This window comes from Mesorhizobium sp. WSM4306 (assembly GCF_007003975.1).
Lineage (GTDB): Bacteria > Pseudomonadota > Alphaproteobacteria > Rhizobiales > Rhizobiaceae > Mesorhizobium.
In genome coordinates, this window is record NZ_VFTC01000058.1 from 1 (window position 1) to 11,898 (window position 11,898).

Consider the following 11,898-nt stretch of genomic DNA (forward strand, 5'->3'; position numbering starts at 1 on the left):
CGTTTCCTCTCCCCCGTCGATCGGGTGAGAGGTGTCGAGCGAAGCTCGACGGAGTGGGGGTCGACCCTTTGGCGCCGGGTGAGACGATGCTTGCGCTTCTGCGGCACAAGGCTACCCCTGCTCAGCCTGGATCCTGTTGTAATCATGGATCGTGCGGCTCAGTCTGCGGCGCAGGAAGTTCGAGATGTTGTCGAAGACGAAGACGACGAACAGCGTCAGCAGCACCATGTAGAAGACGTTGGCCCAGTTGGAGTTGGTGCGCATCGCTTCCCACAGTTTCAGGCCGATGCCGCCGGCGCCGACAGCGCCGATGATGGTGGCGCCTCTTGTGTTGGATTCCCACTGGTAGAGCGTCTGGCTGATAAAGACCGGGATCACTTCCGGCATCACGCCGTAGCGCTGCACCAGCAGGCCATTGGCGCCGGTCGACTTGATGCCTTCGCGCGGCTTGTCGTCGATGTTTTCCAGACTTTCCGAATAGGTTTTGCCGAGCGTGCCGATCTCGGTGAAGAAGATTGCGGCGCTGCCGGCCAGCGGCCCGGGGCCGAAGGCGCGGGTGAAGAACAGTGCCCAGATCAGCATGTCCACCGAGCGCATGAAGTCGAAGAAACGTTTGAGCACCTGGCTGAGCAGCCCGCTCGGCGTGATGTTGCGGGCGGCGAAGAAGGCGAGCGGAAAGGCGACGAAAGCGGCGAGCAAGGTGCCGAGAAACGCCATGACGATGGTCTGCAGCAGTTTCGTCCAGACGTCGCCGTGCTGCCACTGCGCATTGTTCCAGATGTTGTCGCCGGCGAGCGCGAGGTTCGAGGTGCCGGGTTTCAGTTCGGGTCCGGACCAGATCAGCGAGATCACTTCACCGGCTGATTTGCCGAAGAAGGGCGAGCGCGTGTCGAAGACGAAATTCGCCCAGCCGAGGAAACGCTTGCGCACCTTCACGCGGTCGACAGTGACGCGCACTTCGCCGACAAAGCCCATCTTGGCGACGATCTCGTCGTCATGCGCGGTGATCCAGTCGGGCACCGGCCCCGAAATCACCGGCCTGCCGCTGGTGAGCGCGACCGGCACCGTCTGGCCATTGGCAACAATCGTCGCCTTGGTCTTGTCGAAGGTGACGGACTTGGCCTGACCGTCGATCAGGACGGTGAAGGTGCCGTCCGCATTCCTGACGACCCAGTCTGGATTGGGGTTGTCGCCAAGGGCGGAAAAGCGCGGGTATTTCGGCGTGATCTCGGGCTGGTCGAGGCGGAATTCCGGCTGCAGATCGTAGCTGATCCATTGCGACAGGAAGAGCGGCAGGCGCTCCCAATGCGATTCCCGCATCACTTGCGGCAGGTTGAAGAACCACAAGGCGTAAATGAGGTAAAGCACGGTGCCGGCGACCAGGAACAGCGGCCAGAAGCGCTGGTGGAACGGGCGATGGAACACGTGCGGATAGCGATCCTCGATGACTTTGATCTCGTCGGCAGTCATCGCCATAGTCAGGCCCCGCCCATCAGGAAAGCGTGCTCACCCACCAGCTTGCGGCGCAGCCAGGCGGAAAACTGGTCGATGATGAAGATCGTCGTGAACAGGAGCAGCACCAGCGCCAGCGTCTTGGCGCCGAAGCCGCGCGAGATGGAGAGCTTCAACTCTTCGCCGATGCCGCCGCCGCCGACGGCGCCGATGATGGTCGATGCCCGCACATTGATCTCGACGCGCAGCAGCGTGTAGGACATGAAATTGGGCAGCACCTGCGGCAGGTCGGCAAAGCGCACCCGCTCGAACCAATTGGCGCCGACCGCTTTCAGGCCTTCCTCGGCGCGCATGTCGATGTTCTCATTGATCTCGTAGAACAGCTTGCCGAGCGCGCCGATCGAATGCAGGCCGATGGCGATGATGGCGGCGATCGGCCCGGTCGAGACGATGGCCGCAAACAGGCCGGCAATGACGATCTCCGGAAAGGCGCGCAGCAATTCCATGAAGCGCTTGACGACTAGCCGCAGCGCCGGATGCGGAGTCAGATTGCGCGCGGCGATGAAAGAAAACGGCACCGCTAAGATGAAGCCGATGAAGGTCGAGACCAGCGCCACGTTGACCGTGGTCAGCATTAATTCGAAATATTCGGGGATGTAGAAGCCGCCCCAGATGTAGACGCGACCGAGCGGGAAGTTGAATTCCTGGGTGCCGGTGTCATGCGGCGAGGCGATGTCGAATAGCGCCCGCCAGACGTCGTTCCAGTCCTTGGGGATCAGCCAGCTGAGGAAGTCGAGGATGTGCGGCAGCCGGTCGAAGAAGTGGCCGGCATTGGCCTCGTCGGCGAACCACATGCTGGAAAACATCGCGGCAAGCAGCAGGCCGACGCCGAGCACTGTGTAGAGCCGGCGCAGCGATGTCTGGCGCCGCCAGGCATCGGCCATCTGATGGGTGACGCCTGAGGGCGCTGTCATGGAAAGGGTCATGATCGGAGATGCAAAAAGGGCGGTGCGTTGAGCACCGCCCCTTTCGATTTCGCCGTTAGCCGCCGATGGCTGCCTTACGGGCTTCGACGATGACGTTGTAGAAGTCAGGCTTGACCGGGACGTAGCCGGTGAAGTCGCCGCCTTCGACGCCTTCGAAGCAGGCCTTGTCCTTCTTCGGCAGGTCGGTGAAGAACGCAGTCAGCTTGGCGGTCATGTCGTCACCGAGCGCGGTGCGCACGACCAGCGGGCCGTTCGGGATCAGGCCCGAGCGCCAGACTTCGACGAAGTCGTTGGGGTCGACGGCGCCCTTGGCGACTTCCTTGTGGAAGGTGCCGGAGGTGTAGCCGTTCTTGAAATCGCCGATGCCCGAGGAATCGTCGACCGCCACGTCGACCTTGCCGTCGCGGACGGCGAGGATGTTGTTCTCATGACCGCCATTGAACTGGGTTGAGGCGAAGTAGGCGTCGTTCGAGGCGCCGGTATCCTTCGGGATCTGGGTCAGGGGGATCAGGTAGCCCGAGGTCGAATCCGGATCGGCGTAGCCGAGCTTCTTGCCCTTGGCCGACTTGATGTCGGTGATGCCCGAGGACTTCAGCGCCAGGCCGATCGAATAATAGCCGGTGGCGCCGTCGGTCTGCTGGGTGGTGAGGATCGGGGTGACCGCCTTCGGGTCCTTGATGTAGACGCTGGCGTAGCCGGAAGCGCCGAGTTCGGCGAAGTCGAGCGTGCCGCCGAGCAGGCCCTGGATGACGCCGTCATAGTCGGCCGCCGGGAACAGCGACACTTTTTCGAAGCCGAATTCGCTCTTCAGATGGTCGGCCAGGCACTGGTAGTTGCGCAGACGGTCGGTTTCGTTTTCGCCGCCGAGGATGCCGACGCGGAATTCCTTCATGTCGGCCGCATGAGCAGCGCTGGTCGCCATGGCGAGCACCGATACGGCGCTGAAAACCATCTTCCTGAACATTTTATCTCTCCTGTAGGTTCCGGCCCCGCGCCGGCAGCGTTCTTGATTTTGACAGATGCCCTTGACGCGGGCTGACGATCCCAGCCGCTCAGTATCCCGGGAATGCCGGCTCGAGCGGGCTGGCGGATGCTTCGATCTTTTGCTTGTAGGCGATGCTGGTCGAGGTGATGGCCTCGGAGATTTCAGCGCCATTGCTGTCGGCGCCGTAGACCTGGCGCACGGCTTCGCGGTTGAGCTCTTCCGGCGCGCCGTCGAAGACGACCTTGCCGGCGGCCATGCCGATGATGCGATTGCAATAGGCACGCGCGGTGTCCAGCGTGTGCAGATTGGTGACGACGGTGATGCCTTCGCGCAGATTGATGTCCTGCAGCGAGTCCATCACCACCTTGGCGTTGAGCGGGTCGAGCGAGGCGATCGGCTCGTCGGCGAGCAGCACCTTGGGCTGCTGCATCATGGCGCGGGCAATGGCGACACGCTGTTGCTGGCCGCCGGACAGCGTGCCGGCCGGTTGCAATGCGGTGCGGGCGATGTCGAGGCGCTCGAGGGCGACGACCGCCTCGGCGCATTCGGCGCGTGTAAACATGCCGAGCAGGTTGGAAACGGTCGAACGGTGATTTAGCCGGCCGAGCAGAACGTTGGTCAGGACGTCAAGGCGCGGCACAAGGTTGAACTGCTGGAAGATCATGGCGCAATCGCGTTGCCAGCGCCTGAGCGGCGAGCCGCGCAGCCGGGAAACCTCAGCGCCGTCAAAAAAAATCGACCCCTGGCTGGGGTCGATGAGACGGTTGATCATGCGAAGAAGGGTGGACTTGCCGGCGCCGGAACGACCGATGATGCCGACCATCTGGCCCTGCGCGATCGACAGATCGATGGCGCTGACGGCGGTGTTCTTGCCAAATCGGCGGGACACGCCGCGGATTTCGAGCGTTGCTGACATGGCGTAACTTTCAGTCCGGTCGCAGTTTGAAGGTCTGTTAACCCTCGCTAGCGCAGCCGCATGAACCTGCGGTGTCGGATTGATGTCAGTTTTGTTACCGCCCACAGACCTGTGTGCCGGCGGTGGTGCCGGTGGTCAGCCCAGCACCAGCAACTCCTCGAAATGCTTCATGTCCTTGAAGTTGCAGAAGGTCGGCGGCTGCAACTCGATCACCGGCGCCCTGCGGGCGAACTCGGCGAGACTGTCGTCGAAGAAGTCCTGCCAAGCGGCGGCCCTGTCATCGGCGAGGCGCTGGATCTGGTAGGCAAAGGTGATGTGGAAGGCGTAAGCGTCGTGATCGGGGTGGCGGTAGCCGAACGGCACCGACAGCGCGTCGCGCCATGCGCTCATGGCGCGCCGGTCCTCCTCCGTCGCGCCGGCAACGGTGAGCCCGGTCGGCACGACTTCGATCACCTCGACCTTGAATGGGCCGCGGCCCCGGAAGCCTTTCAAGCGCTCCAGATAGAGGCTGGTCATGTCGTCGATGCTGGTGTCGAGCGACACGTCCTGCGGCCAGTAAGGCAGGCGGCGGCGATATTCGATGATGCCCTGGAACAGCGTCATGTGCAGGCTGGAGATGGGCGTGAAGGCCAGCCGGTCGGCATCCGGCATGGCGCGCATGCGCTCACGCACCTCGATGACCACCGCTTCGGAAGGCGACCCGCTGACAAGATGGCTGACGACCGTATTGCCGGGCTCGGGCAGGAAATTGCCCGTCGTGTCGTAGCGTGTACCGAGATGCACAGGCGGCCTGGGGTTGGCGCCTTCGAAAAAGCCGGCGAGCGAGGGTCTGATGGTTTGAAGCATTGCGATCTCCTGTGGGGAGATGGCCTCGTGTCCGAGTCATGTGTCAAGGATGTGAATGGTGAATGGTGAAATGGTGAAGAAGGCCCTCGGTGCCTCTTGCCATCCACTATTTACTATTCACCATTCACCGCGTTCAGCCACCATACTTCTCCAGAAACGCTTCCGCCCCTAGCTCGCGAAAATCGTCGAGCGCGGCGCGCAGACTGGTATGATCCCAATCCCACCAGGCAAGCGCCTGGTAACGTTCGGCGGTGCGGCGACCGAAGCGCTCGCGGATCGGCTTTGCCGGCACACCGCCGACGATGGTGTAGGGGGCGACATCCTTCGACACGACAGCGCCGGCGCCGACCGCGGCGCCATCGCCGACGGTGACGCCGGGCAGGATGGTCGAGCCGTGGCCGAGCCAGGTGTCATGGCCGATGGTGACGCGCTTGGCACGCCGCTGGGCGAAGAATTCGCTCTCATGCTCAGCGTCGTCCCAATAGTCGGAGGCGCGGTAGGTGAAGTGATGCAGCGTCGGCCGCCAGGTCGGGTGGTTGGTGGCGTTGATGCGCACGGCGGCTGCGATGTTGGAAAACTTGCCGATGGTCGCGCACCAGACGGCGCAATCCTGCATCATGTAGGAATAGTCGCCGAGAATGCTCTCGGACACCCGGCTGCGGTCGGCGATCTCGGTCCAGCGGCCCAATGTCGAGTTTTCGACCTGCGCCGTTTCGTGAACGAATGGCGCCTCCGACAATTTCCTGCTCATGCGGCGATTTTTCCGGCGGCGAAAGAGGTGACGTCGATGATGCGATCGGCGACCGCGTCACGCACATCCAGGTCGTGGAAGATGCCGAGCAAAGCGACGCCGGCTGCCTTCTTGGCGGCGATCAATGCAACAACGACATCGCGGTTCTTGGCGTCGAGCGAAGCGGTCGGCTCGTCGAGCAAAAGGACCGGATGCTCGGTGATGAAACCGCGCGCGATGTTGACGCGCTGCTGTTCGCCGCCGGAGAAGGTTGCCGGCGGCAGCGCCCAGAGTTTTTCCGGCAGATTGAGCTGCGCCAAAAGCGACCGCGCCTTCCTCCGCGCGACCTCGCGCTCCTCGCCGCGCTCGACCAGCGGCTCGGCCACGACGTCCAGCGCCGAGACGCGCGGTACCGTGCGCAGGAACTGGCTGACATAGCCGATCGTCTGGCGGCGTACCGAGAGCACCGTGCGCGGGCTGGCCGTGGCGAGATCGATCAGGCCGCCCTCATGCTGGACGATGATCTGGCCTTCATCGACGGCATAGTTGCCATAGAGCATTTTCAGGATCGAACTCTTGCCGGCGCCCGAGGGGCCGCCGAGCACGGCGCATTCGCCGGCCCGGATTGAGAACGAGACCCCGGCGACAACCGGCAGTTTGATGCCGTCGCGCAGATGCATGGTGAAGCTCTTGGCGACGTCGGAGACAACGAGGGGCGTCGGCATTGTTACACCTGCAAAATCGAGGAAACGAGAAGCTGCGTGTACGGCGCACGCGGGTCGTCGAGGACGCGGTCGGTGAGACCGCTTTCGACGACACGGCCGTCCTTCATCACCATCATGCGCTGCGACAGAAGCCGCGCCACGGCGAGGTCGTGGGTGACGACGATGGCCGCCAGGCCGAGATCGGTGACCAGGCCGCGCAACAGATCAAGCAGGCGCGCCTGCACCGAGACGTCGAGGCCGCCGGTCGGCTCGTCCATGAACACAAGCCGCGGTCCGGTGACGAGGTTGCGGGCGATCTGCAGGCGCTGGCGCATGCCACCGGAAAAGGCGCGCGGCTCATCGTCGATACGGTCCTCGTCGATCTCGACGCGCGACAGCCAGTCGACGGCAGTGGCGCGGATCTTGCCGTAATGGCGGTCGCCGACCGCCATCAGCCGCTCGCCGACATTGGCGCCGGCCGACACCGTCATGCGCAGACCGTCGGCGGGGTTCTGATGAACGAATCCCCAGTCGGTGCGCATCAGGAAGCGGCGCTCGGCCTCGCTCATGCGATAGAGCTCGCGGAACTGGCCGTCGCGCATGCGGTAGCTGGCGGTGCCGGAGGAAGGCAACAGCCGTGTCGACAGGCAGTTGAGCAGCGTCGTCTTGCCGGAGCCGGACTCACCGACGACAGCCAGCACTTCACCCGGCCACAGGTCGAAGGTGACGTTCTCGCAGCCGACGCGCGAGCCGTAGAATTTGGACAGTCCCGAGACGCGCAGCAGCGGTTCGTCGGTCATTGCGCCTCCTTACCCTCCCCCTTGTGGGGAGGGTCGGCGCGTAGCGCCGGGGTGGGGATTGAGTGGGACGTGGATTGATCCAGACCCCCACCCGCGCCTTCGGCGCGACCTCCCCACAAGGGGGAGGTAGGGGCGTTGCGCCGCTTCTCGCAATGGTCGGTGTCGGAGCAGACGAACATGTGGCCGCCATGGTCGTCGAGGATGACCTCGTCGAGATAGACATTCTCGGCCGCGCACAGCGCACAGGGCTGGTCGAAGGTCTGCACCTCGAAGGGATGGTCCTCGAAGTCGAGGCTGACGACATCGGTGAAGGGCGGCACGGCGTAGATGCGCTTTTCGCGGCCGGCGCCGAACAGCTGCAGGGCCGGTGAGCGGTGCATCTTGGGATTATCGAATTTCGGCGTCGGCGACGGGTCCATGACATAGCGGCCTTCGACCTTGACCGGATAGGCGTAGGTGGTGGCGATGCGGCCGTGCCTTGCAATGTCCTCGTAGAGCTTCACATGCATGAGGCCGTATTCCTCCAGCGCATGCATTTTGCGGGTTTCGGTTTCGCGCGGTTCGAGGAAACGCAGGGGCTCGGGGATAGGCACCTGATAGACCAACACCTGGCCGGCGCTGAGCGGATGTTCCGGGATGCGGTGGCGGGTCTGGATGATCGTGGCGGTTGCCGTGTCGGTGGTCACCGCGACATTGGCGACCTTTTTGAAGAAGGCGCGGATCGAGACCGCGTTGGTGGTGTCGTCGGCGCCCTGGTCGATGACCTTGAGCACATCGTCGGGGCCGATGATTGAAGCGGTGACCTGCACGCCGCCGGTGCCCCAGCCATAGGGCATCGGCATTTCGCGCGAGGCGAATGGCACCTGATAGCCGGGAATGGCGATGCCCTTGAGGATCGCCCGGCGGATCATCCGTTTGGTCTGTTCGTCGAGATAGGCGAAGTTGTAGGTGGCGATGTCGGTCATGGCGATCAGGCCTGCCTTGTGCTATCGAATTGGCGTCCAAGACGCGGAAACAGGGGCGAAGTCGGATGACCCAGACCGGTTGGATACATCTTGGAATTCTGCTGCTGGTGTTCGTCGGCGTGGTCGCCTTTATCTTTCGGCGACTGATTCTTCCTGCGCCGAAGGAGAGTGCGCACGGCGAGAGCATTGAGGACAGCAGTGGGTATATTCGCACCGGGGATGACGGACTTTCCCATCATGATGGCGGCGGCCATGGCGGGCTGGGCGACTAGGCTCATTCCGCGGCCTCCCTCTTTTCTTCCGGCAGGTCGGCATTTTCGCGCGCGTCGTGTTCGGCGCGCATGCGGCGCACGAGATCGAGTTCGGCCTGAAAGTCGACATAATGCGGCAGCTTCAGATGCTCGACGAAGCCGGTCGCCTGGACATTGTCCGAGTGTGAAATAACAAACTCCTCATCCTGCGCGGCAGCGACGACATCCTCGCCGAGCTCGGCGGCGCGCAACGCGCGGTCGCAGAGCGCCATGGCCATCGCCTTGCGCTCGCTCTGGCCGAACACCAGGCCGTAACCGCGGGTGAATTGCGGCGGCGCCTTGGCCGAGCCCTTGAACTGGTTGACCATCTGGCACTCGGTGACGCGAACACGGCCGAGCGGCACGGCGAAGGGCAGTTCCGGCACGTCGAGCTCCAGCTCGACCTCGCCGATGCGGATCTCGCCGACAAAGGGATGGTTGCGGGCATAGCCGCGCTGGGTGGAATAGCCGAGCGCCAGCAGGAACCCTTCATCGCCACGCGACAGCGCCTGCAGACGGATGTCGCGCGCCATCGGGAATTCCAGCGGCTCACGGGTGATGTCGCCGGGAACATGGTCCTGCGGCATCTCGCCGTCCGGCTCGATCAGGCCTTCGCGGGCAAGGATCGCCGAGACGCGCGGCATCGCCTCGGCCTCGCCGGCGCGCTGCAACGGTTCGGCGACATCGGCGCCGGCCGCAAGTTCGGGATCAAGCAGCCGGTGCGTGTAGTCGAAGGTCGGGCCGAGCAGTTGCCCACCGGGCAGGTCCTTGTAGGTCGCCGACACACGCCGCTCGACAAGCATCGCGCCGGTGTCGATGGGATTGCTGTAGCCGAAGCGCGGCAGCGTGGTGCGGTAGGCGCGGACCAGGAAGATCGCCTCGATCATGTCGCCGCGCGCCTGGACGATGGCGAGCGCGGCCAGTTCGCGGTCATAGAGCGAGCCTTCGCTCATCACCCGGTCGACGCCGAGCGCCAGCTGTTCGACGATCTGGTCGAGGCGCAGTGCCGGCACCGAACGGTCGCCGCGCCGGCGGTCGGCAAGCAGGCTGTGCGCATTGGCAATTGCGGCTTCGCCGCCTTTAACCGCGACATACATCTTACGCCTCCATCGTCTTGATGCGCGTCGTGCGCGGCAGGCAGGCGATGCCGTCGCGGGCCGCCAGGATGATGTCGACGCCGCGCGGAAAGCGCTGGCTGTTCTGCTTCCACTGTTCGACGAAATGACGCGGCATCTGCGCCGGCGCGATGGTCGCGGTCGTTTCGATGCCGGGGCCTTCGAGCAACAGCGGGTTGCCCGAAGTGAGGTCGCTTACCTGCAGGATCAGTGTCGTCGACCGGTCGGGATAATCCTGTGTGCCTTGCGAAAAGCCGTCAAGCGCCGCCATCTCCGCCGGGTTGGCGATCAGGGCGAAATGCGCATCGGCAGGCGTGTTGGCAAGCGGCGCGCCGGCGTGAAAGCCGAGCCATGATTTGGCCGCCGCGGGCGCCTGCAAGGCAGGGTCGAGCCAGAGCGGGGTGTCGTGGTCGCAGAGCGAAAGTGCAATGGCGCCTGCCGTTGCCGACAGCGGCGCCGGCGGCCGGGCGAAGGCGGCCAGCGGCTGCACGCTGCCAGGCCTTGCCATAGCGTCCATGACGGCGCGGAAGACCGTCTGGGCGTTGAACACCGGATCGGCGAAGCCGCCGTCGATCGATTGGGTTGCGATGTCCATCAGTCTTCTCCGCGCACCATGGTGAAGAAATCCACTTTCGTTGCCGCCGTCTCGGCGTGGCGCTTTTCGCTCGCTTCGGCCTGGGCAGCGCGCAATGGCGCCACCAGCGCGGTCTCGACCGACTGGCGCTGCGCGGGGTCCTGCCAGAGCGCGTCGGCGATCGCCGCCAGCTTCGCCTTCTTCCGGTCGCGGCCGAGCATGTAACTGTGGCCGACCTGCCCGGTCGGCAGCCGCACGGTGGCGCGGGTGACCGTGGCTTCGCCGACATTGAACGGCGCGCCGCCGCCGCCAATGCGGCCGCGCACGGTCACCAGGCCGGTTTCCGGTCCGCGCAAAAGCTCGGCTTCCGAGGTCAGGCCGGCCTCGTTCCAGAGCCGGGCGATGTCGTCGCCGCTCGCCTGCGCCAGCGTTGCCATGACGGCTTTGCGCGCGGCCTGATCGCGGGCTTCCTGTCCTCGCATGCAGCAACTCCCGAATGTGTAAAATTTGTCTAGTGATATAGACAACTATACAAATTATACCTATTATCTAACCCGTGTCCATGACGGGTGGATGACAGGGGCGTGATCGGGGGCAAAAATGGCCGGGCAACAGATGGCGAGCAGCATTGAACGGCGCAGCGGCGTCTCATTGTGGCGGCAGATCGCCGACCAGATCCTGCACTCGATCGCCGCCGGCGATTTTGCCGAGAACGCCGCGCTGCCGCCAGAGGTGGCGTTGGCCGAACGCTACGGCGTCAACCGTCACACGGTGCGCAGCGCGATATCAGCCCTGGTGCAGGACGGCGTGCTTCGAGCCGAACAGGGACGCGGCACATTTGTGCTGTCGCGCAAACGGCTCTCCTATCCGATCGGAGCGCGGACGCGGTTTTCGACCGGCCTGCAAGGACAAACGTCGGAACGGCATATCGTGCTGCTCACATCCGCGACCGAGCCGGCCAGCCAGCGCGTCGCCGAAGGTCTCGGCCTTGCCAGGGGCACAGAGGTGATCCGGCTGGAGACGCGCGGCGAGGCCGACGGCCGGCCTGTCTCTCGCGCCGTCGCCTGGTACGAGGCCGGGCGCTTCGTCGGCATTGATGCCGCCATGGCCGAGACCGGTTCGGTCACCGCCTCGTTCAAGCGTTTCGGCATAGACGATTATCTCCGGCAATCGACAGTGCTGTCGGCGCGCCATGCCGATGCCGCCGACCTTGCCGACCTCAACCTGCAGCCGGGGGCCATCGTGCTGGTCGCGGTCGCCGTCAACGTCACGCCGGATGGCCGTCCGATCCAGTTTGCCGAAACGCGGTTTCCGGCCGAACGGGTGGAGTTGAAGCTGTCGGCGCTGTAGGGAGTGCCGGCGTTATACGAGACTCAGGCCGAGATCGGACCATCCCGTCTTGTTCACTTGTCAGCGGCTTTGCGTTTGAGGACCGCCTTCCCCCACTCCGTCTCGGCTTCGGGTTGTGTGCGTCAAGTTCTGCAAAAAGGGGCGGCCATGTCGCTGGTCATGCGGCTTGGCGCAGAGCGAGCTTC

13 protein-coding genes and 1 pseudogene are annotated in these 11,898 nt (G+C 64.2%); 2 read left to right on the top strand and 12 right to left on the bottom strand.

What is annotated here, in order from left to right:
• Window positions 1-111: 111 nt before the first annotated feature.
• From phnE (FJV77_RS31955) to FJV77_RS31995, 9 genes and pseudogenes are all read right to left on the bottom strand, one after another.
• Complete coding sequence (phnE, locus tag FJV77_RS31955) at window positions 112-1,476, bottom strand: phosphonate ABC transporter, permease protein PhnE (protein WP_142870314.1); 1,365 nt, start codon at window positions 1,474-1,476, stop codon at window positions 112-114.
• 2 nt (window positions 1,477-1,478) lie between these two features.
• On the bottom strand, window positions 1,479-2,438 hold the full coding sequence (phnE, locus tag FJV77_RS31960) for a phosphonate ABC transporter, permease protein PhnE (RefSeq protein WP_142870315.1): 960 nt from the start codon (window positions 2,436-2,438) through the stop codon (window positions 1,479-1,481).
• A 55-nt stretch (window positions 2,439-2,493) separates the two neighbouring features.
• On the bottom strand, window positions 2,494-3,402 hold the full coding sequence (gene phnD / locus FJV77_RS31965; protein ID WP_142870316.1) for a phosphonate ABC transporter substrate-binding protein: 909 nt from the start codon (window positions 3,400-3,402) through the stop codon (window positions 2,494-2,496).
• A gap of 88 nt (window positions 3,403-3,490) precedes the next feature.
• Complete coding sequence (gene phnC / locus FJV77_RS31970; protein WP_142870317.1) at window positions 3,491-4,339, bottom strand: phosphonate ABC transporter ATP-binding protein; 849 nt, start codon at window positions 4,337-4,339, stop codon at window positions 3,491-3,493.
• A 135-nt stretch (window positions 4,340-4,474) separates the two neighbouring features.
• On the bottom strand, window positions 4,475-5,185 hold the full coding sequence (locus tag FJV77_RS31975) for a DUF1868 domain-containing protein (RefSeq protein ID WP_142870318.1): 711 nt from the start codon (window positions 5,183-5,185) through the stop codon (window positions 4,475-4,477).
• A 133-nt stretch (window positions 5,186-5,318) separates the two neighbouring features.
• Window positions 5,319-5,936: a DapH/DapD/GlmU-related protein gene (locus tag FJV77_RS31980; protein WP_142870319.1), complete on the bottom strand. Its 618-nt coding sequence runs from the start codon at window positions 5,934-5,936 to the stop codon at window positions 5,319-5,321.
• The gene (gene phnL, locus FJV77_RS31985; RefSeq protein ID WP_142870320.1) at window positions 5,933-6,640 is read right to left on the bottom strand and encodes a phosphonate C-P lyase system protein PhnL; all 708 of its coding nucleotides are present in this window, start codon (window positions 6,638-6,640) and stop codon (window positions 5,933-5,935) included. The genes FJV77_RS31980 and phnL overlap by 4 nt, the downstream gene beginning before the upstream one ends.
• Window positions 6,641-6,642: 2 nt before the next feature.
• Window positions 6,643-7,419, bottom strand: a complete 777-nt coding sequence (gene phnK, locus FJV77_RS31990) for a phosphonate C-P lyase system protein PhnK (protein WP_142870321.1) — start codon at window positions 7,417-7,419, stop codon at window positions 6,643-6,645.
• A 137-nt stretch (window positions 7,420-7,556) separates the two neighbouring features.
• A pseudogene (locus tag FJV77_RS31995) lies at window positions 7,557-8,384 on the bottom strand (alpha-D-ribose 1-methylphosphonate 5-phosphate C-P-lyase PhnJ); the annotation flags it as partial.
• Window positions 8,385-8,449: 65 nt separating this feature from the next.
• Between FJV77_RS31995 and FJV77_RS32605 the strand changes: the two are divergent.
• Window positions 8,450-8,656 (top strand): hypothetical protein, encoded by a 207-nt coding sequence (locus FJV77_RS32605; protein WP_185970498.1) that lies wholly within the window; start codon window positions 8,450-8,452, stop codon window positions 8,654-8,656.
• 2 nt (window positions 8,657-8,658) lie between these two features.
• Here FJV77_RS32605 and FJV77_RS32005 read toward each other — a convergent pair whose 3' ends face one another.
• The 3 genes from FJV77_RS32005 to phnG are packed head-to-tail and all read right to left on the bottom strand — an operon-like array spanning window position 8,659 to window position 10,845.
• Window positions 8,659-9,771 carry a carbon-phosphorus lyase complex subunit PhnI gene (locus FJV77_RS32005; RefSeq protein ID WP_142870323.1) on the bottom strand — a complete coding sequence of 371 codons (1,113 nt, stop codon included), beginning with the start codon at window positions 9,769-9,771 and terminating at the stop codon, window positions 8,659-8,661.
• A gap of 1 nt (window position 9,772) precedes the next feature.
• A complete protein-coding gene (phnH, locus tag FJV77_RS32010; protein ID WP_142870324.1) occupies window positions 9,773-10,384 on the bottom strand; it encodes a phosphonate C-P lyase system protein PhnH in 612 nt (203 codons plus the stop codon).
• A complete protein-coding gene (phnG, locus tag FJV77_RS32015) occupies window positions 10,384-10,845 on the bottom strand; it encodes a phosphonate C-P lyase system protein PhnG (RefSeq protein WP_142870325.1) in 462 nt (153 codons plus the stop codon). The genes phnH and phnG overlap by 1 nt, the downstream gene beginning before the upstream one ends.
• Window positions 10,846-10,963: 118 nt before the next feature.
• Between phnG and phnF the strand changes: the two genes are divergently transcribed.
• Window positions 10,964-11,713 carry a phosphonate metabolism transcriptional regulator PhnF gene (phnF, locus tag FJV77_RS32020; RefSeq protein ID WP_142870327.1) on the top strand — a complete coding sequence of 250 codons (750 nt, stop codon included), beginning with the start codon at window positions 10,964-10,966 and terminating at the stop codon, window positions 11,711-11,713.
• Window positions 11,714-11,898 lie beyond the last annotated feature (185 nt).